This is a genomic window from uncultured Nocardioides sp., from assembly GCF_947489365.1.
In the GTDB taxonomy this organism is placed as follows: domain Bacteria; phylum Actinomycetota; class Actinomycetes; order Propionibacteriales; family Nocardioidaceae; genus Nocardioides.
Window position 1 is genome coordinate 1 of sequence record NZ_CANLDB010000011.1, and the last position, 24,132, is coordinate 24,132.

At 73.9% G+C, this 24,132-nt stretch carries 24 protein-coding genes and 3 tRNA genes; 13 read left to right on the forward strand and 14 right to left on the reverse strand.

Annotated features, from left to right (window positions below; genetic code table 11):
• Positions 1-2,034, forward strand: a 2,034-nt coding sequence (locus Q0858_RS20580; protein WP_299058240.1) for a hypothetical protein, incomplete at its 5' end; no start/stop codon positions are given.
• A gap of 83 nt (positions 2,035-2,117) precedes the next feature.
• Here the strand turns inward: Q0858_RS20580 and Q0858_RS20585 are convergent.
• Together Q0858_RS20585 and Q0858_RS20590 are read right to left on the reverse strand one after the other, a co-directional pair.
• Positions 2,118-2,639, reverse strand: coding sequence for a hypothetical protein (locus Q0858_RS20585; RefSeq protein ID WP_299058241.1), 522 nt, complete (start codon positions 2,637-2,639; stop codon positions 2,118-2,120).
• Between the two features lie 430 nt (positions 2,640-3,069).
• Positions 3,070-3,142 (reverse strand) — tRNA-Arg (locus Q0858_RS20590).
• A 99-nt stretch (positions 3,143-3,241) separates the two neighbouring features.
• Here Q0858_RS20590 and Q0858_RS20595 point away from each other — a divergent pair.
• From Q0858_RS20595 to Q0858_RS20605, 3 genes are all read left to right on the forward strand, one after another.
• Positions 3,242-3,832, forward strand: a complete 591-nt coding sequence (locus tag Q0858_RS20595) for a hypothetical protein (RefSeq protein ID WP_299058242.1) — start codon at positions 3,242-3,244, stop codon at positions 3,830-3,832.
• A gap of 177 nt (positions 3,833-4,009) precedes the next feature.
• Complete coding sequence (locus Q0858_RS20600) at positions 4,010-5,818, forward strand: phosphoenolpyruvate carboxykinase (GTP) (RefSeq protein WP_299058243.1); 1,809 nt, start codon at positions 4,010-4,012, stop codon at positions 5,816-5,818.
• A gap of 94 nt (positions 5,819-5,912) precedes the next feature.
• Positions 5,913-6,896, forward strand: coding sequence for a LuxR family transcriptional regulator (locus tag Q0858_RS20605; protein ID WP_299058244.1), 984 nt, complete (start codon positions 5,913-5,915; stop codon positions 6,894-6,896).
• Between the two features lie 156 nt (positions 6,897-7,052).
• Here the strand turns inward: Q0858_RS20605 and Q0858_RS20610 are convergent, their stop codons facing one another.
• From Q0858_RS20610 to Q0858_RS20620, 3 genes are all read right to left on the reverse strand, one after another.
• Complete coding sequence (locus tag Q0858_RS20610) at positions 7,053-7,226, reverse strand: hypothetical protein (protein WP_299058245.1); 174 nt, start codon at positions 7,224-7,226, stop codon at positions 7,053-7,055.
• A 360-nt stretch (positions 7,227-7,586) separates the two neighbouring features.
• A tRNA-Ser gene (locus Q0858_RS20615) sits at positions 7,587-7,674 on the reverse strand.
• 101 nt (positions 7,675-7,775) lie between these two features.
• A complete protein-coding gene (locus Q0858_RS20620) occupies positions 7,776-8,225 on the reverse strand; it encodes a hypothetical protein (RefSeq protein WP_299058246.1) in 450 nt (149 codons plus the stop codon).
• Positions 8,226-8,275: 50 nt separating this feature from the next.
• On the opposite strand from Q0858_RS20620, the gene Q0858_RS20625 reads away from it, so the two are divergent.
• A tRNA-Ser gene (locus Q0858_RS20625) sits at positions 8,276-8,364 on the forward strand.
• Positions 8,365-8,800: 436 nt separating this feature from the next.
• On the opposite strand, the gene Q0858_RS20630 is transcribed toward Q0858_RS20625, so the two are convergent.
• Genes Q0858_RS20630 through Q0858_RS20640 form a run of 3 tightly spaced genes read right to left on the reverse strand, consistent with a single transcriptional unit; the run spans position 8,801 to position 10,922 of the window.
• Positions 8,801-9,028 carry a biotin/lipoyl-binding carrier protein gene (locus tag Q0858_RS20630; RefSeq protein ID WP_299058247.1) on the reverse strand — a complete coding sequence of 76 codons (228 nt, stop codon included), beginning with the start codon at positions 9,026-9,028 and terminating at the stop codon, positions 8,801-8,803.
• A gap of 27 nt (positions 9,029-9,055) precedes the next feature.
• Positions 9,056-10,108, reverse strand: a complete 1,053-nt coding sequence (locus Q0858_RS20635; RefSeq protein WP_299058248.1) for a hypothetical protein — start codon at positions 10,106-10,108, stop codon at positions 9,056-9,058.
• Positions 10,109-10,118: 10 nt separating this feature from the next.
• Positions 10,119-10,922, reverse strand: a complete 804-nt coding sequence (locus tag Q0858_RS20640; protein WP_299058249.1) for a carbon-nitrogen hydrolase family protein — start codon at positions 10,920-10,922, stop codon at positions 10,119-10,121.
• 25 nt (positions 10,923-10,947) lie between these two features.
• On the opposite strand from Q0858_RS20640, the gene Q0858_RS20645 reads away from it, so the two are divergent.
• The 6 genes from Q0858_RS20645 (at position 10,948) to Q0858_RS20670 (ending at position 17,118) form a co-directional block, all read left to right on the forward strand.
• On the forward strand, positions 10,948-12,018 hold the full coding sequence (locus Q0858_RS20645) for a GNAT family N-acetyltransferase (RefSeq protein ID WP_299058250.1): 1,071 nt from the start codon (positions 10,948-10,950) through the stop codon (positions 12,016-12,018).
• A 174-nt stretch (positions 12,019-12,192) separates the two neighbouring features.
• A complete protein-coding gene (locus Q0858_RS20650; RefSeq protein WP_299058251.1) occupies positions 12,193-13,179 on the forward strand; it encodes an NAD(P)H-quinone oxidoreductase in 987 nt (328 codons plus the stop codon).
• Positions 13,180-13,303: 124 nt separating this feature from the next.
• Entirely contained in the window at positions 13,304-13,828 is a 525-nt protein-coding gene (locus tag Q0858_RS20655; RefSeq protein ID WP_299058323.1) for a bacterial proteasome activator family protein, read from the forward strand.
• A gap of 59 nt (positions 13,829-13,887) precedes the next feature.
• Complete coding sequence (locus Q0858_RS20660) at positions 13,888-14,790, forward strand: squalene/phytoene synthase family protein (protein ID WP_299058252.1); 903 nt, start codon at positions 13,888-13,890, stop codon at positions 14,788-14,790.
• A complete protein-coding gene (crtI, locus tag Q0858_RS20665) occupies positions 14,787-16,403 on the forward strand; it encodes a phytoene desaturase family protein (RefSeq protein WP_299058253.1) in 1,617 nt (538 codons plus the stop codon). Before Q0858_RS20660 ends, crtI (Q0858_RS20665) begins: the two co-directional genes overlap by 4 nt.
• A gap of 4 nt (positions 16,404-16,407) precedes the next feature.
• Complete coding sequence (locus tag Q0858_RS20670; protein ID WP_299058254.1) at positions 16,408-17,118, forward strand: CDP-alcohol phosphatidyltransferase family protein; 711 nt, start codon at positions 16,408-16,410, stop codon at positions 17,116-17,118.
• 55 nt (positions 17,119-17,173) lie between these two features.
• Here the strand turns inward: Q0858_RS20670 and crtI (Q0858_RS20675) are convergent, their stop codons facing one another.
• Genes crtI (Q0858_RS20675) through Q0858_RS20695 form a run of 5 tightly spaced genes read right to left on the reverse strand, consistent with a single transcriptional unit; the run spans position 17,174 to position 22,211 of the window.
• Positions 17,174-18,694 (reverse strand): NAD(P)/FAD-dependent oxidoreductase, encoded by a 1,521-nt coding sequence (crtI, locus tag Q0858_RS20675; RefSeq protein ID WP_299058255.1) that lies wholly within the window; start codon positions 18,692-18,694, stop codon positions 17,174-17,176.
• On the reverse strand, positions 18,687-19,796 hold the full coding sequence (locus Q0858_RS20680) for a glycosyltransferase family 2 protein (protein WP_299058256.1): 1,110 nt from the start codon (positions 19,794-19,796) through the stop codon (positions 18,687-18,689). The genes crtI (Q0858_RS20675) and Q0858_RS20680 overlap by 8 nt, the downstream gene beginning before the upstream one ends.
• Positions 19,797-19,807: 11 nt before the next feature.
• Complete coding sequence (locus Q0858_RS20685) at positions 19,808-20,614, reverse strand: carotenoid biosynthesis protein (protein ID WP_299058257.1); 807 nt, start codon at positions 20,612-20,614, stop codon at positions 19,808-19,810.
• Positions 20,611-21,333, reverse strand: a complete 723-nt coding sequence (locus tag Q0858_RS20690) for a hypothetical protein (RefSeq protein WP_299058258.1) — start codon at positions 21,331-21,333, stop codon at positions 20,611-20,613. The genes Q0858_RS20685 and Q0858_RS20690 overlap by 4 nt, the downstream gene beginning before the upstream one ends.
• Entirely contained in the window at positions 21,330-22,211 is an 882-nt protein-coding gene (locus tag Q0858_RS20695; RefSeq protein WP_299058259.1) for a YhjD/YihY/BrkB family envelope integrity protein, read from the reverse strand. The genes Q0858_RS20690 and Q0858_RS20695 overlap by 4 nt, the downstream gene beginning before the upstream one ends.
• 24 nt (positions 22,212-22,235) lie before the next feature.
• Here Q0858_RS20695 and Q0858_RS20700 point away from each other — a divergent pair, with 24 nt between their 5' ends.
• Entirely contained in the window at positions 22,236-22,607 is a 372-nt protein-coding gene (locus tag Q0858_RS20700) for a lycopene cyclase domain-containing protein (RefSeq protein WP_299058260.1), read from the forward strand.
• Positions 22,604-22,963, forward strand: coding sequence for a lycopene cyclase domain-containing protein (locus Q0858_RS20705; RefSeq protein WP_299058261.1), 360 nt, complete (start codon positions 22,604-22,606; stop codon positions 22,961-22,963). The genes Q0858_RS20700 and Q0858_RS20705 overlap by 4 nt, the downstream gene beginning before the upstream one ends.
• Here the strand turns inward: Q0858_RS20705 and Q0858_RS20710 are convergent.
• Positions 22,932-24,122 (reverse strand): polyprenyl synthetase family protein, encoded by a 1,191-nt coding sequence (locus tag Q0858_RS20710; RefSeq protein ID WP_299058262.1) that lies wholly within the window; start codon positions 24,120-24,122, stop codon positions 22,932-22,934. The genes Q0858_RS20705 and Q0858_RS20710 overlap by 32 nt on opposite strands.
• Between the last annotated feature and the right edge of the window lie 10 nt (positions 24,123-24,132).

The following is a 24,132-nucleotide window of genomic DNA, read 5'->3' on the forward strand; positions in this document are numbered from 1 at the left end:
ACCGAGCAGACCACCGAGCAGACCACCGAGCAGACCACCGAGCAGACCACCGAGCAGACCACCGAGCAGACCACCGACGAACAGGATCCGGCGGGTGTCCCGCCCCTAGACTGGCTCACAAAGGCGAGTCGGGTCGTCGACGATGTACGAGGCGCGTTCGAGATGACGAGCGAACTGATCCAGCTTCGTTCCGTCGCCGCCGTTCACGACGGTGCCGACGCCCACTTCGAGGAGTACCGGCGCACCGCTCAGCTCAACGATCTGATGATCCGCAACAGCGGCTACTCCGAGCACGTGGAGATGGTCCTCCGCGGGTGCCTCGACCCGTTCGATCAGGTGTGCGGCCGGATCATGGGCTTCACCGCGCGCCAGTCGTGGGCATTGGGGCAGGCGGTCCTCGCCGTGCACAGCCGCCGCGTTCGCGACAAGTTCGTGACCATGAGCGCGGAGTACCGGGAAGCGGGCAAGATGCTCGCGCGGATGCGCCGCAAGAACCAGCTTCCGGCCGAGCTGCGCGAACTGAGTCCGACCCAGCAGAAACGAGTCTTTCGACGTTTCATCGAGGCCACCCATCTCCGAGACTCCTTAGACCTCATCACCGTTACCGCCACCGACCTGATCGACCCGGCCGACGGCATCGACGCCGCCACCGCGACCGCATGGCTCGAAGCCCACAGCTGCGAGCCGAGAAGCTTTGACGTTCGTCACCACAGCACCCCGTGCGGGGGGCACCCGTTGACGACATCACCTGTTCTGAAGACCTCGGCCGGGTACGTCATCCCCGCCCCAAGCGGCCTCCCCGAGGCCTTGAGGCCTCTCATGGAAGACAGGTTGAGAACTGCCGGAAGGCAGATCTGGGCAGACTACGACCGCGCGCGAGCTACATGGATGGAGAAGTTCACGGCCGAGAGGCTGTCGTCTCGCCTGCCGGGATCACAATCTTGGTCGGGCGTTGCGTGGCGGGCCCCCGACGACGACAGTGACCTCGATGGACTCGTCTCCTGCGACGACGTCGCTTTTCGGATCCAATGCAAGGCCGGCCGGATCTCACCCGCGGCCCGACGCGGCGCTCCCTCCATGGGCGAAGACGTAGAGCACGTCATCAACGACGCGGCACACCAGCACGCACGCCTGCAGCGAGCGCTCATCGATAACGGGCCCGCCGCGCTAGGATTCACTTCCACCCAGTCCACAGCCCTCTCAGCGCCGCTGACAGTCGAGGTCGTCGTCTGCCTCGACAGCGTCACGGTCTGGGCGACCGAGGTGCACAAGCTACGACACCTCGTCACCATGCCGGATGCGCCCCAGGTGCCCTGGGTTTTGTCGCTCTACGACTTCCTGGCGGTCACCGACCTGCTCGAGGGTGCAGAACTCGTGCACTACATCACTCGCCGCCTCAGGCTGGAGGCGGAGCAGAAGGTGCAGGCTCACGACGAACTTGACTGGGCTGGGCACTACATCACAGACGGACTGTTCTTCGACGACATCTTCGACCGGGCAGACGCCCCGGATGTCTACCGGCTCCTCAGCTACACCGAGCAGATCGACACCTGGTACTTCGCTCGTCAGGGCCTGCTCTCACGGCCCGTCGACCGGCCGTCCCAGGTGTTGCCATTCGCGCTGCGACAGCTTCTCGAGCGCCTTGCGCGCGACCGACCCGGCCACTGGCTCACGGCCAGCCTGATCCTGCTGCACGGTAACGAGGAGACGCGGGCGCACCTAGGGACCCTGATGAACCACACGGCCGAACGATCAGTTGAGGTCGGCTGGAGCGCCGGCAGTCACGTCTACCCTGACCACGTGGTGACCCTGCGCGCCGACCGTCGCTGCTCCGGTCCGGCGCTCAGAGAGCAGATGCGTGACTACTGGATAACGAGACTGGCCTCCTATGGCCGACCCAACGGCATTGCCATAGGGCTCGGCCTTGACCATCGGCTGGCCGTGGATGTCGTCGAGACCGACACCGAGCGCACGCTTGCCCACGTGCTGCTGTCCCGCGAATCCGCGCGGGCTGTTCATACGGAGACCATCTAGCACCGGCCGCGTGAGCGACGTTGACGCCGAGGCCGCACCGCGATCAGCCCGGGAGACAGGTCGCCGACGAACCCGCTCATCGACTAATCGTCCGGCTCAGCCGAGGTTTCACTCCGTAGCGCCGCGCGGTCCCTTAGTAGATCAAGTTGCGCCGCATCGAGCAGACCGACCTCACGGGACCAGTCGATCTGCCGAATTTGCCATTCGACCTCCCCCTCACCGGAAACCAACTCATCGGATTGCTTGCCGGCCCGCAGCGAAGCGAGCCTCCCGAGGAGTCGCTCGATGACGTGCTGGTCGAACGGCATATCGAGGACCGCCGTCGCGATGGCTTGCCGCGCCTGCTCATCCAGGGCGAGACGCCGGTCAGCCTTCAAGCGCAACCAGGCCTCCAGTTGTCTGTTGACCTGACGCCGGTTGAGCATCGTGTGGCGGGCGACCGCTCCCAGTGATAATCCGGCGTCCACCAGGAACGCCACGTCACGCCTCTCCTCCGCCTCGTCGAGGTGGCGCTGGGCCAGACGTAGACGGGCGCGCGACCGCGCCTCTCGGACCACCTGATCGCGTGAGAGGCGCTCGGGCTCGCCCTCGTAGTAGAGGTTCATCGTCACCGCCGGCCGCGACACCGGACACAGCGTTGGCCGACGTCGACCGAGGCAACCCATTGCAGGTTGCCGTTGCAACGACCGTCAAGATTTCGCACACTTATAAGTAGCACAGGGCGGCCGTTGCTGGGATCCTCGACCACCTCTCACACGGAAGGTGGCAGTCCTTGACGCCCGTAAATTCCGCGGCCCCGCCGTCCTCGGGCGCCTCGCGACGCCCCGTCGGGCCACCCTTCGGGGGCAGGTCGCAGCCGGAGCACGCCATCGGCGCCGACGGGCCGCGCGGGAGTGGCCGGATTCGCAAGTGTGCCCACTGTGTGCCCGCGCCCTTTTCGACCCTTCGGGAGGCCGCCCAGCCCGGAACCTCCCCAGGGGGCCAAGACGGGCAAAACCCCAGGTCAGGGACCCTGACCTGGGGTTTCACGTCCTGCGCGCCTGTAGGGATTCGAACCCCAAACCTTCTGATCCGTAGTCAGATGCTCTATCCGTTGAGCTACAGGCGCCCGCCGCTCGCGCGACCCGTCGACTTTAGCCGACCCTGAGGGGCAGGGAGAAATCAGGTGGTCCTCGACAGGCTTGGCCCGGCCCCGGAGGATCGGGTGGTGACCCGACGAACCGGGCCCGCCGCCGCCCTGCTGCTCGCGGCCCTCTGGCTGTCCGCCTGCTCGGGCGGCACCGGGTCGTCGACCGAGCCGGACGCGCCGGCGGCGTCATCGTCCGGGCCCGCGCTCAGCGCGCCCGAGCTGGACGGCGACACCGGCAACGACGACGGCGACACGGGGACCGGCGGCGGCGCGCCGTCGTTCGAGGGCCGGCGGGGGCTCACGATCAGCGCGGCACGCCGTACGGCGGTCGACGAGCCCTGCACCGCCAACCAGATCGAGCGGCTGTGCGGGTCGTCGGCGGTGTTCGAGGTGCGCCCGGTGGGGCCACCCCGCCGCCTCACGCTGCTCTCCGCGACCACCCGGACCGAGGCCGGCGGGCTGACCTGGCAGGTCCGCCTGACGTTCGACCTCGACGGCACACCCCTGCCGCTGCCGACGCCCCGGGACGACCAGGTCCTCGAGGGTGACGGCGGCCTGCAGGTCGTGGTGCCGCCGTCCTCGGGGGTCTCCCGAGACTCGATCGTGCTCCGCGGGTTGCCCAAGAGACAGGCCTGGCAGACGGTCGAGCGGCTGTCCGGCGAGGCTTGATCGATCCAATATGCCCCTGTCCTGGGGCCCTTGTAGCCTCGGCGCCACCCTCCGGGGGCCCCGCCCCCGCAGGACCACAAACCGACCGCCGAGCAACGACGCCAGGCGGGCGCACACCGAGACTCCACGACCCCGGCGACACGCTCGGACCGGGGTGAACGAGAGGGACCACCAGGCATGACCGCGGAACTCCAGGAGCCCACCACCCACCGAGGGATCCTCGACTGGGTCAACGAGGTCGCGGCGCTCACGCAGCCCGACCGCGTCCAGTGGTGTGACGGCTCGGACGAGGAGTGGGCGCAGCTGACGCAGGCCCTCGAGGCCTCCGGCACCTTCACGCGTCTCGACCCGGCGATCAAGCCGAACTCCTTCCACGCCGCCTCGGACCCCATCGACGTCGCACGCGTCGAGGACCGCACCTACATCTGCTCGGTCGACGAGAAGGACTGCGGGCCCACCAACAACTGGATGGACCCCGAGGAGATGAAGGTCCTCATGCGCGGGCTGTACGCCGGGTGCATGAAGGGCCGCACGATGTACGTCATCCCCTTCGTCATGGGCCACCTCGAGGCGGAGCGCCCGATGTTCGGCGTCGAGATCACCGACTCGGCGTACGTCACCGTCTCGATGCGCGTGATGGCCCGCATGGGCAGCCACGTGCTCGAGCGCATGGAGGAGCTCGACGCCGACTTCGTCCCCTGCCTCCACTCGGTCGGCATGCCGCTCGAGCCGGGCCAGGACGACGTCGCGTGGCCCTGCAACGACACCAAGTACATCGTGCAGTTCCCCGAGGAGCGGGCGATCTGGTCCTTCGGCTCCGGGTACGGCGGCAACGCGCTGCTCGGCAAGAAGTGCTACGCCCTCCGCATCGCGAGCGTCATGGCCCGCGACGAGGGCTGGCTCGCCGAGCACATGCTGATCCTCAAGCTCACCTCGCCGCAGAACACGGTGAAGTACGTCGCCGCCGCCTTCCCGAGCGCCTGCGGCAAGACGAACCTCGCGATGCTCGAGCCGACCATCCCCGGGTGGAAGGTCGAGACGCTCGGCGACGACATCGCCTGGATGCGCATCGGCGAGGACGGCCGCCTGTGGGCCGTCAACCCGGAGTACGGCTTCTTCGGCGTCGCGCCCGGCACGAACGAGCACACGAACCCGAACGCGATGAAGACCATCAACAAGGGCAACTCGGTCTTCACGAACGTCGCGCTCACCGACGACGGCGACATCTGGTGGGAGGGCCTCGAGAACATGCCCGACCACGCGACGTCGTGGAAGGGCGAGGACTGGACGCCGGACGCCGACTTCCTCTCCAGCCACCCGAACAGCCGCTACTGCACCCCGATCAAGCAGTGCGACATCCTCGCCGCCGAGTACGACGACCCGCGCGGCGTCCCGATCGACGCGATCCTCTTCGGCGGGCGCCGCAAGACCACGGTCCCGCTGGTCTTCGAGGCCCGCGACTGGGTCCACGGCACCTTCCTCGGCGCGACGCTGTCCAGCGAGACGACCGCGGCCGCGACCGGCCAGGTGGGCGTCGTCCGGCGCGACCCGATGGCGATGCTGCCGTTCATCGGCTACCACGCCGGTGACTACTTCAGCCACTGGATCGCGATGGGCAAGGACAACGACGCGTCCAAGCTGCCGAAGATCTTCTACGTCAACTGGTTCCGTCGCGACGACGACGGCGGCTTCCTGTGGCCGGGCTTCGGCGAGAACAGCCGGGTGCTGAAGTGGGTCGTCGAGCGCATCGACGGTCTCGCCGCCGCCCGCGAGACCCCGATCGGCCACGTGCCGACCACGGAGTCCCTCGACGTCGACGGCCTGGACATGACCCGGGAGGCCCTGGAGGCCGCCCTCTCGGTCGACCCGGAGGAGTGGAAGGCCGAGCTGCCGCAGATCCAGGAGTGGTTCGAGAAGTTCGGGGAGCAGATGCCCGCCGTGCTGTGGACCGAGCTCGACGGCCTGCGCACGCGCCTCGGAGCCTGAGTCCGACCCCCGCTCCCCCGCCTGGTGCAGAATGACCGGGCGGGGGTGCGAGGGGGGGACATCCATGGACGACCTCGGGCCTGATCGCCGTGCCTTGCTCGAGAGCGCCGGCGCCGAGCTCTGGGAGCTGGCCCTGGCCTCCGGTGGCATCGACGTCGACGACGTGCGTGTCGTCGACGACGGCTCGCACGCCGACGCCTGCCGACTGCTGGTGGACCTGGGGCTGTTCACGGTCGACGCCTCGGGGCGCCAGTTCGTCGCCGTCGACCCCGCCTCGGTGCAGTCACGGGTCGTGGCGCCACTGGGGCAGCGCGGGGCGCAGCTGCTGACCGAGTCGTCGCAGTGGGCCACCACGTTCGCCACGCTGGCGCAGACCTGGCGACGCGCCCCCCAGCCCGCCGCCGGGCCCTACACCGAGGTGCGGGGCAAGGCGGCGATCAACGCCTTCATCGCCTCTCTCGTCTCCGACCTCGAGACGGAGATGCTCACGGCCCAGCCCCAGACCGGCCGGAGCGCGCCGTCCCTCGAGGCCGCCACGGAGAGGGACCTGGCTGCGCTCGAGCGGGGCGTCAAGATCCGCACCTTGTACCAGCACGCCGCGCGACGCAGCACGTTCACCCACGCCTACGTCGCGGCTGTCACCGAGCGGGGCGGCGAGATCCGGACCCTGGACGAGTTCTTCAACCGGTTGATCGTCGTGGACCGCCGGGTGGCCGTCATCCCCAGTGCAGCGGGAACCGACGCCGCCCTGGTGATCCGGGAGCACTCCCTGGTCGCCTACCTCGTCGACGTCTTCGAGCGCCACTGGGAGCGGGGCCGGCCGTTCACCAGCAAGGACAAGGACGTCATGAAGAGCATCGCCGCCGAGCAGCGCGCGATGACGATCCGCATGCTGGTCGAGGGGCACTCCGACCCGGTCAGCGCGAAGCGGCTCGGGGTCAGTCCGAGGACCTACGCGGGCTACATCGCCGACCTCAAGGAGGAGTACCAGGTCCAGAGCCGCTTCCAGCTCGGCCACGAGATGGGCCGCCTCGGCGTGTCCGGCACCGACGACGACGCAGACCCCCCGGCCGACTAGGTCGACCGAGGGGTCCGGACGTAGTGAGGGCGGCGACCGGAGTCGGTCGCCGCCCTCAATCCTCGAGACGAGCCGGGGGGAGGCTCACGGACCGGGGGGTTGGTCCTCGTCTCGGGGTCCACGGCCCTCGGGGGGAGTGAGGGCCAGGTCTGGTGATCAGCCCCAGCTGCTGTCCCGACGGCTGTACGTCGAGACCGTGCTGGTCTTGGTCTTGGCGGCCGATGCGCCGTCGTCGTCGGCGTTCGCTGCGGGGGCGGAGGCAACGGTCACGAGGCCCACGCTGAACAGGGCGACGACGATCGAGGTGCCGGCACGGCGAAGGTGCTTCATGACGCTCCCGCGGGGATCGGGGGAAGCCCGGGGTGGCTTCCTCACGAGGTCCCATCATGCGGTGCTGCAGACTTGTGCAGCAGAGAGTTGCCCCCTCAGAAATCTGCAATGCAAAGAATTGCAAAAAGGCGCACGGAACCGGACCCTGGGCCGGGAACCCGAGAGAGGTGCCTTGCGGCGGGGGGTGAGCTTCCTGGCGGGACGCGTGGACAGTACAACGCACGTGTGTGCACCGTCATGCAGGCAGTGTGCGGCCCGGCGTGTCCGCGAGTCGCGGGAATCACCGAAGTGACCGCCGCACAGGGGTACCCCGACGGGGTGGACCGTGGTCCGGGACGACGCCCGGACCACGGTCGGCTGCGGAGGCGGCGGGATTTGAACCCGCGAGAGGGGATCACCCTCAACCCGCTTAGCAGGCGGGCGCCATAGGCCACTAGGCGACGCCTCCCCGGCAGCCCGCACAGGCTACAAGGGCCGGTCGGTGGGGCCGAAACCGGTTGCCCGATCCGCTCGCCGCGCTGGTCCACGGCCTCCGGCCGGGCTGACGGATCAGAGCGGACGCAGGCCCTGACCGCGCCGGAGGTGCTCCTGCAGCTCCCGGACGAACTGCTCGCGGTCCACCGTCAGCAGGGTCACCGGGATGGTGCTGGAGCGACCGTCACGCAGTCGCACGACGACGCACGGCGTACCCCCCACGGTGGCGGTCACGGCGTCCTCGACGTCCTTCCAGCGCGCCCGGTCGGTGCCGACCCCGCGGACGAAGCGGACGACGTACCCCTCGTCGGTGACGCGGAGGACCCAGCCGGTGCGGGCGACGAACCAGGCGGTGCCGCTGACGGTCAGCAGCGCGCCGAGCGCGACGACGAGGAGGGTCCACGTGGGCAGGTCGAGGGCGGCGACGACGACCGTCAGCACCAGGACGACGACGCCGAGCACGAGCAGCAGCCCGCCGACGACGCGAGCGACGACCCGCGGGGAGAGTCGGTAGTCCGTACGCACACCCCTAGGATCGCAGGCGAGCGGACCCCGGCAGCGCCCGGGACCGCGCTGGAGGGGTGCCCGAGCGGCCTAAGGGAACCGCCTTGAAAGCGGTCGTCGGCAGTGATGTCGACCGCGGGTTCGAATCCCGCCCCCTCTGCGATCCACAGCCGAGTGCGAGGAACGAGCACTCGGCGTGGTGGATCGAGTCGAGCAGCCCCGCGCCCGAGGAACGAGGGCGCGACGGGCGTGTCGAGACACCGGGGCCGCACCCGCCATCGCTGGCTGAGCCGTCGCCGAGGAACGAGTCCGCGGCGTCGTCCGATCGGGCCGACTCGGCGCCCCCAGGAGGTGCGCTCAGGCCGACTCGGCGCCCCCAGGAGGTGCGCTCGGGCCGACTCGGCGCCCCCAGGAGGTGCGCTCGGGCCGACTCGGCGCCCCCAGGAGGTGCGCTCAGGCCGACTCGGCGCCCCCAGGAGGTGCGCTCAGGCCGACTCGGCGCCCCCACGAGGTGCGCTCGGGCCGACTCGGCGCCCCCACGAGGTGCGCTCGGGCCGACTCGGCGCCCCCACGAGGTGCGCTCGGGCCGACTCGGCTCAGCCCAGGACGACGAGGATGTCGCCCTCCTGGACGACGTCGCCGGGGTCGACCTTGATGTCGCGGACGACGCCGGCCCGCTCGACGACGACGGGGATCTCCATCTTCATCGACTCGAGCAGCACGACGGAGTCACCCGGGGCGACGGTGTCGCCGATCGCGACCTCGACGGCCATCACGTTGGCCACCATCTCCGCGGTGATCGCCTCGAGCTTCTCGCGTGCCATGGCCGCAACCTACCCCCGCCGGAGGCGCTAGAGCAGCGCGCGGGTGCGGGAGGGCTCGGGGCGTCGGGCGGACGCCTCCTCCTCGCGCCGGGCACGGGCGCCCCGGGGCCCGGTGAGGGCGAGGTCGACGCGGATCACGACGTACCCGAGGGCCAGCCCGAGCACGAGGCCGTAGCCGAACGACAGCACCACCTCGAGCAGGGAGGCGGCCGGGTTGACCAGGCCGTGGGCCAGGGGCAGCAGGGCGGCGACGCCGAAGGCGCAGACCCACCAGCCCTGGCGGCGACGGGCGCGCATGTGGCAGCCCCAGACCAGGGCGGGGATGCCGATGAACGCCTGGGTGGGGCGCGGGACGGCGCCGAGGGTGGCGCGGACGTCGCTGACAGACGACAGCACCGACTCGACGAGGCCGGGCGACCCGTAGGAGCGGAGGAGCTCGGCGTACGTGAGGGCGACGGCGAGCAGCGCCGCTCCCCCGAGGACGACGACGAGGCCACGGCGGCCGAGCCCGTGCAGACCGGCTCCGAGGCGCCAGACGACCGCGAAGGACGCGGCGAGCGCGATGGTGAGGGTGGCGTACTCGAACCGCGCGAGGCGGACGACGGGCTCGAAGCCGAGACTGGCCATGGCTCCCACGGCGCCGACGACGGAGGCGATGAGCACCTCCCGGACCGCCACCCGGAAGCGCCGGGCGGGGACCGTCACCATCACCCCCAGCACGGCGGCCACGCTGCAGGTCAGGACCGCGGCACCGGTGCGCAGCTCGTCGAGGTCGGTGACGACGGCCGCCGTCCCGAGGATCGCGGCGAGCCCGCCGAACAGCACGGGCCGACCACCGGTGCGGGCCGCGAGCGACCAGCTGAAGGCGCTGGCGACCACGACGGACCCGACGTCGGCGAGGACGCGGGGGCCGAGGTCGGCGGCGCGCAGGCCGAGCAGCACCACGCCGAGACCGACGAGGACGAACCAGGCGACGACCGGCAGCCGGCTCGCGCCCAGGGCCTCCACCCTGCCGCGCCACCGGGCCACCGGGCCCGGGGTCGGGATCGCCGCGCGGCGACGCCCGGAGGTCTGCGACATCGGAGGAACGTTACAACCGGCGGTTCGCCAGCGACGGGTTGGTCCCGCGGGCCTCGAGGAGCACCGCGCGGTCGAGGACGGCGTCCACGCGGCCCGCCTCGTCGCCCGCCTCGCCGAGCAAGCGGCCCATCGGGTCGAGCACCATCGAGTGCCCGGTGTAGCGCGGCGCCGGCTGGGCGGCGGCCACCACGAACACGGTGTTCTCGATGGCCCGCGCGGCCAGCAGGGTGCGCCAGTGCTCGAGCTTCCCGGGCCCGGCCAGCCAGGCCGCGGGGAGGACGAGCACCTCGGCGCCGGCGTCCACCAGCATCCGGGCGTGCTCGGGGAAGCGCAGGTCGTAGCAGGTCATCAGGCCCAGCACGAAGCCGTTCACCTCGACGGTCGTGACGGGACTCGTCGGCCCGGGGCTCAGCCGGTCCGACTCGCGGTAGCCGAAGGAGTCGTACAGGTGGATCTTCCGGTACGACGCCCGCTCGCCGCCCGGACCCGCGACCGCGAGGGTGTTCCACGGCCGGGCCGGGTCGTCGGAGGTCTCGAACATGCCCGCCACGACCGTGGTCGAGCGCTCCTGCGCGACCCGCTCGACGGCGGCCGCGAAGGGTCCGGGCTCGCCGTCGGCGCCCCACACGGTCTCGGCGTGGGCGGACACGTCGGAGCCGGCCTTGCCGAAGTCGCGGGCGAACGCCTCGGGCCACACGACGAGGTCGGTGCCGGCGGGGACGTCGGCCGCGGTGGCGGCCAGGAGCTCCCGGTTGCCCGCGGGCTCGAGGCCGGAGGCGGCCTGGACCAGGCTGACGCGCAGCTGCTCGCTCATCGCCCCAGCCTGCCAGGATCGAGCCGTGAGCACACTCGGCGCGATCGTCCTCACCGGCGGGGGCGCCCGCCGGCTCGGCGGCACCCCCAAGGCCGCGCTCCGCCGCGGCGACGTCACCCTCCTCGACCTCGCGCTCGCGGCGGTGTCCGACGCCGACGAGGTCGTCGTCGTCGGCGACGCCGTCCCCGAGCGGCCCGCGCTCCGCACCGTGCGTGAGGACCCGCCTGGTGGCGGACCGGGGGCGGGGATCCTGGCGGGGCTCGACGCCGTGCCCGGCGTCAACGCGGTGGTGGTGCTCGCGGTGGACATGCCCGGCGTGACCCGGGCGACCCTCGGTCGGCTCCGGGAGGCGGCGGAGGGTGGGGACGGCGCCGTCCTGCTCGGTGCCGACCGACGCCGCCAGCTCGCGATGGTCCTGGACGCCGCCCGGCTGCGCGACGCCCGACCGCCCGGCCCGGCCGAGGGCCTCCCGGTCCACCGGCTGCTGGCGGGGCTCGACCTCGCCGAGGTCGAGCCCGAGGACGACGAGGGCGTCGACGTCGACACCCCCGCCGACCTCGCCGCGGTCCGCGGCATCCGCCTCGACGACATCGGCGCCGAGGACTGGCAGCGGTGGGCCGTCCTGCGGCTGGCGGCCCTGGCCGACGCGCCGGAGGCCTTCGGGTCCCGCCACGCCGACTGGGTCGACGCCGACGAGCGCCGGTGGCGCACCCGGTTCGACACGCCCCGCGCGACGTTCCGGCTCGCGGTGCTCGACGGGCGCGACGTCGGCATGGTCGCCGTCCAGCCCGGGCACCCCGACGACCCCGCCTCCAGCGGCTGGTGGCTGATCTCGATGTGGGTCGCCCCCGACGCGCGGGGGCGCGGCGTCACGGACGCGCTCGTCGAGGACGTCGCCTCCTGGACCGCCGCGCAGGGAGGCGACGCCCTGCTGCTGCACGTGCGGGAGCAGAACGGCCGCGCCCGGGCGGCGTACGAGCGTCTCGGGTTCCGGGCCGTCGAGGGGGGCACCGGCAAGGTCGAGGACCCCGCCGCGCCCCCGGAGCTGCGCGAGCTCTTGATGCGGCGCGACCTCACCGTCGGCACCGCCACCTAGGGCATGTCTCTCACTGTCGTGGCCTGCTACGCGCCGCCCCACGGTTGCCTCGCGGCGTTCTCGTCAGTCGGCGGCCAACCCCGGGCCGCCTCCCTCCTCGGCCTTGCGAGGCAAACCGTGGGACGACGCTCGCGACGGGCCAGACAGTGAGAGACACGCCCTAGGCTGCCCACCATGCGCGCAGTGGTGGTCGACGAGCCGGGTGGTCCCGAGGTCCTGAGGGTGGCCGACGACGTGCCGGAGCCCGAGGCGGGTCCGGGCGAGGTCCTGCTGGAGGTGCGCGCCACGGCGGTGAACCGCGCCGACACCCTGCAGCGCCGCGGCATGTACCCGCCGCCGCCCGGCGCCTCCGAGATCATCGGCCTGGAGTGCAGCGGCACGGTCGCCGCGCTCGGCGAGGGCGTGGAGCACCTGTCCGTCGGCGACGAGGTCTGCGCCCTGCTCGCCGGCGGCGGGTACGCCGAGCGCGTCGCCGTCCCCGCCGGCCAGGTCATGCCGGTCCCGGCCGGCATCGACCTCGTCACCGCCGCGGGCATCGCCGAGGTCAGCTGCACCGTGTGGTCGAACGTCTTCATGCGCGCGGGCCTGCAGGCCGGCGAGGTGCTGCTCGTCCACGGCGGGTCCGGCGGGATCGGCAGCTGCGCGATCCAGCTCGCCGCGGCGTACGACGCCCGCGTCGCGACCACGGCGGGCGCGGCCAGCGCCGACTACTGCCGCGAGCTCGGCGCCGGCCTGGTCGTCGACTACCGCGAGGGCGACTTCGTGGCCGAGGTCAAGGAGTGGACCGACGGCCACGGCGCCGACGTCGTCCTGGACAACATGGGCGGCTCCTACCTGCCGCGCAACGTCGACGTCCTCGCCACCGAGGGCCGGGTCGTGGTCATCGGGATGCAGGGCGGGGCGAAGGGCGAGCTCGACCTCTCGAAGCTCCTGCCGAAGCGGGGCGCCGTCCACGCCACCTCGCTGCGTGCGCGCCCGCCGGCGGAGAAGGCGGCGATCTGCGCGGCGGTCGTCGAGCACGTGTGGCCGCTGGTCAGCGACGGCCGCGTGAAGATCTTCGTCGAGGACGTCCTCGGCCTCGACGACGTCGCCCGCGCCCACGAGCGCATGGAGTCCGGCGGCCACCGCGGCAAGATCGTCCTCGACGTGAGCGGTTCGTGACGGCCCCTACGCTGGAGGCATGAGCGAGCAGCAGTCGGACCAGCCCGGAGGTCAGGACCAGGTCGTGATCATCGGCCCGGACGGCCAGCCGGTCGGCACCGTGCCCGCGGGCGCCCTGGCCGCGATGGCCGGCGGCGGTGGTGACGGGGACGGCGACGAGGACGGCGAGCGCAACCTCGCGGACCTCGTCGAGCAGCCCGCGAAGGTCCTGCGCATCGGCGGGATGATCCGCCAGCTGCTCGAGGAGGTGAAGGCGGCCCCGCTCGACGAGGCCAGCCGCGCCCGCCTCAAGGAGATCCACCAGTCCTCGATCACCGAGCTCGAGGCCGGTCTCGCCCCCGAGCTGGTCGAGGAGCTGCAGCGCCTGTCGCTGCCCTTCGCCGAGGGCACCCCCAGCGAGGGGGAGCTCCGCATCGCCCAGGCGCAGCTGGTCGGCTGGCTGGAGGGCCTCTTCCACGGCATCCAGACCGCGATCTACGCCCAGCAGATGGCCGCGCGCGCCCAGCTCGAGCAGATGCGGCGCGCCCTCCCGCCCGGCGCCGTCCCCGGTGGCCCCCAGGGCATGCCCCCGCAGGGGCAGCCGGGTGCGCAGGGACAGCCCGGCCAGGGCGGTCAGCAGGGCCCCGGCTCGGGGGGCATGTACCTCTGAGCGCGGGCACCGCCCGGCCCGGCGGTGGTGGGCGCCGCCTCCCCTGGGTACGGCAGGGGGTGAGCAGCACCCTGACCCGCCGGGGCGACCAGGTCGCCGCGGCCACCGCGACGTACGACGCCGTCGCCGAGGCGAGCGCCGCCCTGGTCATCGACTCCTTCTCCAGCTCCTTCGGGATGGCCAGTCGTCTGCTGGGCCCGTCGGTGCGGGGCGAGGTCCGCACGATCTACGCGTTGGTCCGGGTGGCCGACGAGGTGGTCGACGTCCCGGTCCCGCCGGAGGGCCGCGCCCGGCAGCGGGCGTCGCTCGACGCGCTGGAGGCCGAGGTCGGCGAGGCCATGACCCACGGCTCCAGCGCCAACCTCGTCGTCCACGCGTTCGCCCGGACGGCCCGCCGCTGCGGCATCACGCCCGACCTGGTCACCCCGTTCTTCGCCTCGATGCGCACCGACCTCGACCGGCGCGTCCACGACGAGGCGAGCCTGGCGACGTACGTCCACGGCTCCGCGGAGGTCGTCGGCCTGATGTGCCTGCGGGCCTTCCTCGCCGCCGAGCCCGCCCGCGACCGCCGGTACGACGCCCTCGCCCCCGGCGCCTCCCGGCTGGGCGCGGCCTTCCAGACGGTCAACTTCGTGCGTGACCTCGCCGAGGACACCGCCGAGCTCGGCCGCTCCTACCTCCCCGGCCTCGAGCCCGAGGGCGACCCCGCCCACCAGGACCCCGCACGCGACCGCTGGCTCGACGAGGTCGACGCCGACCTCGCGGCCGCGGCCGAGGTCGTCCCCGCCCTGCCCCGCAACAGCCGCGTCGCCGTGTGCGCCGCGCACGACCTGTTCGGCGAGCTGTCCCGCCGGCTCCGCGCGGTCCCCGTGACCGAGCTGAGACGCCGCCGGGTCAGCGTGCCGACGACCACCAAGGCCCGCGTCGTCGCGCGCGCCGTCGCCCGAGGAGGACGCCCGTGAGCGCCGCCACGACCACCACCCCCCAGCGCGTCGTCGTCGTCGGCGGTGGGGTGGCCGGTCTGGCCACGGCCGCGCTGCTGGCCCGCGACGGCCACGCCGTCACCCTGCTGGAGAAGAACGACGAGCTCGGCGGCCGCGCGGGCTCCTGGTCGGCGGACGGGTTCCGGTTCGACACCGGCCCCTCGTGGTGGCTGATGCCGGAGGTGTTCGACCACTTCTTCCGGCTGCTCGGCACGACGACCGAGGAGCAGCTCGACCTCGTGCGCCTCGACCCGGGCTACCGGGTCTTCGCCGACGGCCACGAGCCCTTCGACGTCGCCGCCGACGAGGAGGGCAACCTCGCGCTCTTCGAGAGCATCGAGCCGGGGGCCGGGAAGCGCCTGGCCGACTACCTGCGCTCCGGGCGCGAGGTCTACGACCTGGCCGTCGACCGGTTCCTCTACACGAGCTTCGACTCCGCCGCGGCGTACGCCGGCCGCGCGGTGCTGCGCCGCGCGCCCCGTCTGGCGACCCTGCTGACCCGCTCGCTGGAGTCGTTCGTCGCCGCGCGCTTCACCGACCGGCGGCTGCGTCAGGTGCTGGGCTACCCGGCGGTGTTCCTCGGCTCCTCCCCCGACCGGGCGCCCGCGATGTACCACCTGATGAGCGCCCTCGACCTCGCCGACGGCGTCCGCTACCCGGACGGCGGCTTCACCCGGCTGGTCGAGGCGATGACCCGGCTCGCCGTCGACGCGGGCGTCGACGTCCGCACCGGCGCCGAGGCCCTCGCGATCACCACCGAGCCCCGCCGGCCGCGCCGCGGCGAGTCGCGCCGCGCGGCGGCGACCGGCGTGCGGTGGCGCTCGACGCCGGACGGCGCCGAGCAGGTCACCGAGGCCGACCTGGTGGTCGGAGCGGCCGACCTGCACCACGTCGAGACCCGGCTCCTGCCCCGGTCGCTGCAGACCTACCCGCAGGCCTGGTGGGACAAGGCCACCTCCGGGCCGGGGGCGGTGCTGGTCTACCTGGGCGTGCGGGGCGAGCTGCCGGAGCTGGCGCACCACTCCCTGTTCTTCACCGCCGACTGGCAGGCCAACTTCGACGCGATCTTCGAGCAACCGACGCACACCCCCGACCCGGCCTCGCTCTACGTCTGCAAGCCCTCGGCCACCGACGCCTCCGTCGCCCCGGCGGGCCACGAGAACGTGTTCGTGCTCGTGCCCGTCCAGCCCGACCCCGACACCCTCGGGCACGGCGGCACGGGGGGCGCCGGCGAGCCGGCGGTCGAGGCTGTCGCCGACCGCGCGATCGCCGCGGTCGCCGCCGCGGCCGGCGTACCGGACCTCGCGGAGCGGGTCGTCCTGCGCCGTACGCTCGGGCCCGGTGACTTCGTCGACGACCTCAACGCCTGGTGCGGCGGCGCGCTCGGGCCGGCGCACACGCTGCGGCAGAGCGCGTTCTTCCGGGCCGGCAACCGGTCGCGCAAGGTCGACGGGCTGCTGTACGCCGGCTCCAGCACCGTGCCGGGCATCGGCCTGCCGATGTGCCTGATCAGCGCCGAGCTGGTGCTGAAGCGCGTCCGTGGCGACCGCTCGGTGGGCCCGACCCCGGAGCCCGCGCCCGCCCGGGCCTGAGCCCGTGCCAGCCGGCCCCGACGACGCGTCCGACGCCTCCGCGGCGTACGACGCCTGGTCGCGGCGCCACGGCGGCGTCGACCCGACCACCTCGGCGTGGGTGTCGGGGTGGGTGCGGCTGTCGCACGGGATCGCGCGGCCCCTGGCGGCGCGGGGCGTCTCCCCCGACGTCGTGTCGGCCGCCGGGGTGCTGCTGACCGCGCTCGTCCCCCTCGTGTGCCTGCTCGGCGACGGATGGGTGATGCTGGGCGTGCCGCTCGTCGTCGCCAGCGGCCTCGCCGACGGGGTCGACGGGGCCCTCGCCGCCCTCCTCGGTCGCTCCTCGGCGTGGGGGAAGCTGGTCGACGCGGTGGCCGACCGGCTCGGCGACCTGCTGCTGGTCCTCGCCCTGCTCGCCCTGGGGGCGCCCGGGTGGGTCTGCGCGGCGTACGCCGTCGGGCTGCTGCTCCACGAGCTCCTCCGCGCGGTCGCCCAGGCCGCAGGGATGGTCGGACCCGGCGCGGTCACCGTCGGCGAGCGCCCCACCCGCGTCGTCGTCGGCGGCATGGGCGTCCTCCTCGCGGGCGTCGAGTGGGCCGCCCGCGCCCTCGGCGTCTCGGTGCTCCCCGACCTCGACGCCGCCGCCCTCGCCGGCGTCGTGGCCGTCACCGGCGTCGTCCTCACCCTCGTCGGCCTCGCCCAGCTCGCCCCCGCCGTACGCCGCGCGCTGCAGTAGGGCCGAGTCGGCACGTCTGCGCACCTCAGGGACCTCGAGTCGGCACGTCTCGCGCCTAGGGCGGGCCCACCAGGTCGGCGACGATCCGCGCGGAGAGCATGACGAGGGGGAGTCCGCCACCGGGGTGGGAGGAGCCGCCGACGAGGAAGAGGCCGGGGAGCGGGGAGCGGTTGGCGGGGCGGAGGAAGGCGGCGCGGGCACCGTTGGACGACGTCCCGTAGATCGAGCCGCCGGGGGTGAGGGTGGCGCGCTCGAGGTCGGCGGGGGTGAGCACCGTGCGGTGGCGGATCGAGCCACGCACGTCGAGCCCGCGGGAGGCCATGACGGCGAGCACGTCGTCGGCGTACGACGCCGCGAGGCCGGGCGCGTCCCAGTCGACGCCGGAGGTCGAACCCGGGGTCGGGTCGTGGCGGGGGGCGTTGACCAGGACGAACCACGCCCCGGTGCCCGGGCCCGGGACGACGGCGGGGTCGTCGGGCGCGGCGACGTACACGGTCGGGCGGGCGACCGGCCGCGGTGGGCCGCCACGGCCGAAGACGGCGTCGAACTCCTCGTCGTAGTCCTCGGCGAACAGCACCTGGTGGTGCGGCGCCGGCGGCGGGTCGTCGAGCGCCAGCAGCAGCACGAACCCCGCCAGCGACGGCGTCGCGCGGGCCAGCCGGGCGGCGGCGCGACGGCCGACCCGTCCGGGCACGAGCCGGCCGTAGAGCTGCGCGGCGTCCGCGTTGGCGACCACCACGTCCGCGGGCCGGGTGCTGCCGTCGCCCAGGCGTACGCCGCTCGCCCGGCCGCCGTCCATGAGCACCGCGGTCACCTCGGCACCGGTCTCGACCGTGCCGCCCAGCGCCTCGAGCTGCTCCCGCAGGACCGTCGCGATGCGGCCGAGCCCGCCGGGGACGTACCAGGACCCCCACGCCTGCTCGGCGTACGGCACCGAGGCCAGCGCGGCCGGCGCGAGCCGCGGGTCGGAGCCCGTGTACGTCGCGTACCGGTCCAGCAGCATCACCAGCCGGGGGTCGCGGAGGTAGCGGCGGCCCAGCGACCGCAGGCTCCGCCACGGCGCGACGGTGGCGACGTCCGGCACCCGGCGCGACAGCCGCGCCATGTCGCCCAGGGTGATCGGGGACTCCAGGAACGGACCGTGGGTGACGTCCCAGATCCGCTCCGCGCGCGCCAGGAACGCCGTCCACTGCTCACCCCGGCCGGAGCCGAGCGCAGCGTCGAGGGCGGCCGGCACGGCGGCGACGTCCCCCGGCAGGTCCAGCACGACGCCGTCGGCGAACCGGTAGCGGCACGCCACGTCGAGCCGCTCGAGAGGGACGGCGTCGGCGTCCGCCCCGATCGCGGCCAGCAGGTCGGCGAGCACGTGCGGCATCGTCACCAGCGACGGGCCGGTGTCGAACACGAACCCGTCGCGTCGCAGCGTCCCGAGCTTGCCGCCGACCGTGTCGCCCTGCTCCAGCACCGTCACCCGGTGGCCCCGCGCCGCCAGCCGTGCCGCCGCGGCGAGTCCGCCGACGCCGGCGCCGACGACGACGACCCGGCGGCCCTCGGCCTCAGCCACGGACTCAGCCATGGACCGGTCGCCCCTTCCACGTCAGCGTCCCCCGGCGGCGGGCGACCAGCGACTCCCCGACCAGCCCGGCGAACGCTAGGACCGAGACCGGGTGGGCGAGCGCGTCCAGCGCCCGCCCCCGCGTACGACGCGCCACCAGCACCCGGGAGGCCGTGCTCGCCAGCCACCCCACGGCCCCGACCCGTGAGCCCCGCAGCGCCGCGGCGGCCGGGACGACGTGCGCCAGGGTCAGCAGTGCGGTCACCCCCACCGCGCCGGCGGGTGAGCCGAAGGCCGCCCAGAGCGACTTGGTGTAGCCCTCTCGCAGCGCCCGCGGGCCGTCGTACATCCGGCAGGTGGCGACCCCGCTGCCCTCGGCGACGACACCGCGACCACCGGCGGCCTTGAGGGCACGCAGGAGCGCGACGTCCTCGACGACCTCGCCCCGGACGGCGGCGTGGCCGCCGGCGCGGACGTACGCCGCGGCGTCGACGACGAGCAGCTGGCCGTTCGCCGCGGCCAGCGAGGGCCGCGGCGACGTCTCGGCGAGCCCGAGGGGCAGCGTGCTCATCCAGGACCACTGCAGCAGCGGCTGCACCAGCCGCTCGAGCGGGCCGTCGGCCACCTGCCGCGGGTAGGGGCAGACCAGGTCGAGGCCCGCGTCGCGGAGCAGCGCCACCGAGGAGCTCAGCGCCCGGGGCGCGAGCCGGACGTCGGCGTCGACGTACACGAGCACGTCGGCGCCGCCCGACAGCGCGGCGAGACCCAGCTGCTCGCAGGCCCACGGCTTGCCGAGCCACCCGGCGGGCCGCTCGATGCCGGCGAGGACCTCGACCCGGGGGTCGACGGCGTACTCGCGCAGCACGGCGGGCGTCGCGTCGGTCGACCCGTCGTCGAGGACGAGGACCCGGACGGGCCCCGGCCAGCAGTCGGCGGCCGCCAGGACCGCGGTGAGGCACCCGGCGACGTGGGCGGCCTCGTCGCGGACGGGCAGCAGCACGGCCAGGCGCTCGGGTGCGGGGACGGCGTCAGGGTCGGGGCTGCGGACGCGGCGCAGGTTGTCGAGCGTCAGCCCGAGCGAGGCCACCGCGAGACCCGCCCCCAGCCGAGCGAGCAGACGCACCGGGGCCCCCGTCACCGCCCGACCCGCTCCGGGACCCGCGTCGGGGCGGAGCGCGAGCGCGAACGGGCCCAGGTGATCGCCAGCGGCACCGCGACGAGCCCCATCACGACCGCCCCGACGAGAGCCACCGGCGGGCGGCCGAAGAAGACGGCGTGCGCCAGGACGGAGGAGGAGTAGGTCCACAGGTAGACCGCGAACGGGACGGCGTCGCGGACGGCGGCGCGTCCCTCGCCCTCCGGCACCAGCCGGTCCAGCACGGCGACCATCGCCAGCGACACCAGCAGCCAGCCGGCGAAGTTGGTGAGCGGGATGCCGTCGACGCCGGGCAGCCCGGGGGTCGGGTCCTCCCAGGTCCAGTGACCGAGGTCGACCATCTGCGGGTCGAGGAAGACGTCCCAGGCGGTGAGCGTCCAGGCGCCGAGCAGCGCCACGGCGACGGGCGAGCCGCCGGGCACGGCCCGCGACACCAGCCACCGCGCGACGAGCAGGGCGGGCCAGGCCATCATCGTCCAGGCCATCGGCACCAGGGCCGGGACGCCGAGGACCTCCCAGCCGAGCGTCCCGGAGTACGCGTAGTCGCCGAACGGGACCCCGGTGCGGACGCCGACCGCCTCCGCGACGAGACCGCCGCCACCCGCGACCGCGACCAGGACGACGGCCGCGCGGACGCCCCGCGACGCCGCCGCGTGGACGACGGCCGCGCCGGAGAGCAGGACGACGCTGGCGACGGTCAGCAGCAGCGTGCCGCCGTCGGTGAACGGGAACGCCATCTGCACCACGACCGCGCCACCGGCGAGCAGCGCGGCGAGCAGCCTCATGGTGCCTCTCCTCGGTAGGTCCCACTGGTGCCGGTGACGGCGAAGCGGGCGAACATCTCCTCGGCGTACCACCGAGCGGGCGTCGTACGGCGCACCACCTCGCGGTGGGCGGCGCTGCGGTAGGCGAAGCCGACGAGGGCGTCGGTCGATTCCCACATCGAGAAGGTTCCCTGCAACCCCACCGGTGACTCGCCGATCCCGACGGCGACCCGCAACCCGGCGGCCGAACCGAGGTCGTCGGCGACGGCCGGGACGGCCCGCCAGAACGACGGCGTGCGCAGCGTCCGCAGCCGCGCGCGGGTGATCGCGGCGACCGGGCCGCGCCACCGCCCCCCACCCTCGGTCCCCTCCGGACCGGCCACGGGCTCCGCGAACGGCTCGACCCCCGACCAGCGGCCGCGGCTGGTGAGCGGGGTCATCGACACCGTGAGCTCCTCGGTCGCGTCGCCCTGCCAGGCGCGCACCAGCCGCGACTCGGCGAACGCGGACCGGGCGTCCTCGTCGGCCCAGACCGTGAGCAGCGCCCAGTGACCGGGGTCGGCGTCCTGCGGCCGGAACGTCTCGCCGGACCCGGTCCCGAGCAGCTTCGCGAACCGCAGCCCGGGCACGTCGCGCAGGTGCCGGCGCCCCAGCGCCATCCGACCGAGGGCGGGCAGGACGGACGCGGTGCCCCAGACCCGCAGCTCGGCGTACGGGCCCTGGCCCTCCCAGCGGCTCACGGCGCGTCCTCCCCGCCGGCGACCGACCCACGGGCGGCGCGGGCCTCGAGCGCGGTGGTGGTGGCCCAGCCGAGCAGCAGGCACAGGTGCAGCACGAACAGCCACAGCCCCACCGCGACGACGCCGCCGACGACCCCGAGTCCGCCGAAGGGGATGCCGACGTCGATCGGGATGGCCAGGAACAGCTGGAAGCCGTGGAGGAAGCCGGCGAGGCAGGAGCCCGTCGCGAGGCCGCCGAGGACCGCGACCCACCACCGTGGGCGGCCGGGGACGACGTACCGGAAGGTCCACGCCAGCAGCGGGGACAGCACCAGCCAGACGAGGGTGAACCCCACCAGCACCCGGATCACCAGGGTGGTCGCGCCCCCGCCGCCGCCCTCGGGGCTCAGCGGCACCATCCGCTCGCCCACGGCGAAGAACACCCACGCGAGGCCCGGGAGCACCACCAGCGGCACCATCACCAGCGCGCGGCCGCGCCAGCCGGTGAAGCGGTCCGGCGCCGGCGCGAGCGCGAGCGCCGCCCGCCGCAGGCCCTCGCCGTAGAACGACGCGGGGAACAGCACGATCAGCGCCCCGACCAGACCGAGGTGGGTGCCGGCGCGCACCAGCTCGTCGTACGGCATCCGGCCGCCCATGTCGTCCGGCACCAGCACCCGCAGCGCCGAGAGGCGCCGCTCGGCGCCGTCGGTGCCCCACCACCAGGTCGTCGTCCACACGGCGAGCAGCAGCCAGGGCACGACCGCGATCCCCGCGTAGTACGTCAGCGTCGCCGCCGCCGCGCCGAGGTCGCGCCCGGCGAGCACCTCCCGGGTGCCGCGGGCCAGGCCACGGACCTCGGCGGCCGCCCTCGACGCACCGGACGGGGCCGCCGCGCTCATGACCCACCGCGCAAGGATGGGGGCGTGGAGCGCCTCACGTACGTCGCGATGCTCGTCTTCGTCGTCGTCGCGACGCTGCCGCTGGAGGTGCTGCTGCGGACCCGGGTGTACGCCCGGCTGCGGCGGCTCGCGCTCGTCGTCGTCTGCGTCGGGGTGCCGTTCGTGCTGTGGGACCTCGCCGCCACCGCCGCGGGGCACTGGCGCTTCGACCACGACCAGACGCTCGGCCTGGACCTGCCGGGCGGCCTGCCGGTCGAGGAGTGGCTGTTCTTCCTCGTCGTCCCGCTCGCGTCCGTCATGACGCTCGAGGCGGTGCGGTCGATGCGGGGCTGGCCGGTCGGCGACGAGGCGGGCGTACCGCGGGACGCCCCGGGCGGACCCGGGGAGGCGTCGTGACCCACACGGAAGCCTCCCTCCTCGGCATCGTCGTCACCGTCGTGCTGGACCTGTGGGTGCTGCGCACCCGCCTGCTGACCCGTCGTGCGTTCTGGGTCTCGTACGCCATCGTGCTGTTCTTCCAGACCCTCACCAACGAGTGGCTGACCTCGCGGGGGGTCTTCCTGTACGACCCCGACGCCATCCTCGGCTGGCGCGTCGGCCACGCACCGGTCGAGGACTTCCTCTTCGGGTTCAGTCTGGTCGCCCAGTCCATGATCTGGTGGGTCTGGTGGGGACGGCGCGGCGTCCAGGCCGAGGTCCCTCCCGGCCCGCGGCCCTCGCTCAGGCGTCCCGCCACGCGCAGAGGCCGATGAGGGCCGCCAGGCGCTCGCGGTGCTCGACGTCGACGGGCAGCGCCGAGGTGAGCGTGAGCGCCCGGGTGGCCAGCGACGTGATGCGGTCCTCCACCTGCGCGACCGCGCCGGTCGCGACCAGGACCTCCTGCACCGCTCCGAGCCCCTCGGCACCCAGCTCCGGGTCGCCGAGCGCCGCGTCGAGGACGCGGCGCTGCGCCGAGGTGGCGGCGTCGCCCGCGAGGGCGACCAGCACGGTCCGCTTGCCCTCCCGGACGTCGTCCAGCACCGGCTTGCCCGTGAGGGTCGGGTCACCGAGCACCCCGAGGACGTCGTCCCGCAGCTGGAACGCCTCCCCGGCCGCGAGCCCGATCTCGCTGTACGCCGCGAGCAGCCCGTCGGGCGCCCCGGCGAGCCGGGCGCCGAGCAGCAGCGGCTGCTGGACCGTGTACGACGCGGCCTTGTAGCGCAGCACCCGTCGCGCGTACGCCGGGGAGACGCCGTCCCGGGTGTGGCCCAGGACGTCGAGGTACTGCCCGGCGATGGTCTCGTCGCGCATCCGGGACCACGACTCCCGGACGGCGGCGGCGTGGGCGGGGTCCTCGGCCCGCCCGGCCCCGGTCGCCAGGAGGTCGTCGGACCAGGTCAGGCACAGGTCGCCCGCCAGCACGGCCATCGCCTGGCCGTAGTGCTCGGAGTCCCCACGGCCCGCCGCCTCGTGGTGGGAGTCGCTGAAGCGGCGGTGCACCGTCGGCTCGTTGCGGCGGGTGTCACTGCGGTCCATGAGGTCGTCGTGCACGAGGGCCGCGAGGTGGAACATCTCCACCGCGGCGCCGACCTCGACGTCCCCGGGGGCGGGTCCCGCGGCGGTCGAGCGGGCCCCGAGCAGGCAGAACGTCGCGCGGAGCCGCTTGCCGCCGCGTCCGGCGGCCTCGAGGGCCGCGACCATCGGCGCCAGCTCGGGAGACAGCGCGGTGAGGGTCCGGCCGCGGCGCCGCAGCGTCGTGGCCAGCAGGGCGTCGACGGCGTCCGCGTCGCTCCGTGGCCCTGCGGTGAGCCCGGCGGATGGCCCGGCGGCAGGCTCGACGACCTCGACCGACGGGACGTCGGTCTCGGGTCTCGCGGTCGCGTGCGCGGTCGTGGCGGCACCCTCCCGTGCGGCGTGCGGCCGGTTCGCCACCGGCCGACCC

Excerpts from the sequence above, each read along its gene's own strand:
- Q0858_RS20585 (WP_299058241.1), bottom strand. The coding sequence starts at position 2,639 with ATGAACCTCTACTACGAGGGCGAGCCCGAGCGCCTCTCACGCGATCAG.
- Q0858_RS20600 (WP_299058243.1), top strand. The coding sequence starts at position 4,010 with ATGACCGCGGAACTCCAGGAGCCCACCACCCACCGAGGGATCCTCGAC.
- Q0858_RS20610 (WP_299058245.1), bottom strand. The coding sequence starts at position 7,226 with ATGAAGCACCTTCGCCGTGCCGGCACCTCGATCGTCGTCGCCCTGTTC.
- Q0858_RS20630 (WP_299058247.1), bottom strand. The coding sequence starts at position 9,028 with ATGGCACGCGAGAAGCTCGAGGCGATCACCGCGGAGATGGTGGCCAAC.
- Q0858_RS20635 (WP_299058248.1), bottom strand. The coding sequence starts at position 10,108 with ATGTCGCAGACCTCCGGGCGTCGCCGCGCGGCGATCCCGACCCCGGGC.
- Q0858_RS20640 (WP_299058249.1), bottom strand. The coding sequence starts at position 10,922 with ATGAGCGAGCAGCTGCGCGTCAGCCTGGTCCAGGCCGCCTCCGGCCTC.
- Q0858_RS20650 (WP_299058251.1), top strand. The coding sequence starts at position 12,193 with ATGCGCGCAGTGGTGGTCGACGAGCCGGGTGGTCCCGAGGTCCTGAGG.
- Q0858_RS20655 (WP_299058323.1), top strand. The coding sequence starts at position 13,304 with ATGGCCGGCGGCGGTGGTGACGGGGACGGCGACGAGGACGGCGAGCGC.
- crtI (WP_299058255.1), bottom strand. The coding sequence starts at position 18,694 with ATGGCTGAGTCCGTGGCTGAGGCCGAGGGCCGCCGGGTCGTCGTCGTC.
- Q0858_RS20685 (WP_299058257.1), bottom strand. The coding sequence starts at position 20,614 with ATGAGGCTGCTCGCCGCGCTGCTCGCCGGTGGCGCGGTCGTGGTGCAG.
- Q0858_RS20695 (WP_299058259.1), bottom strand. The coding sequence starts at position 22,211 with ATGAGCGCGGCGGCCCCGTCCGGTGCGTCGAGGGCGGCCGCCGAGGTC.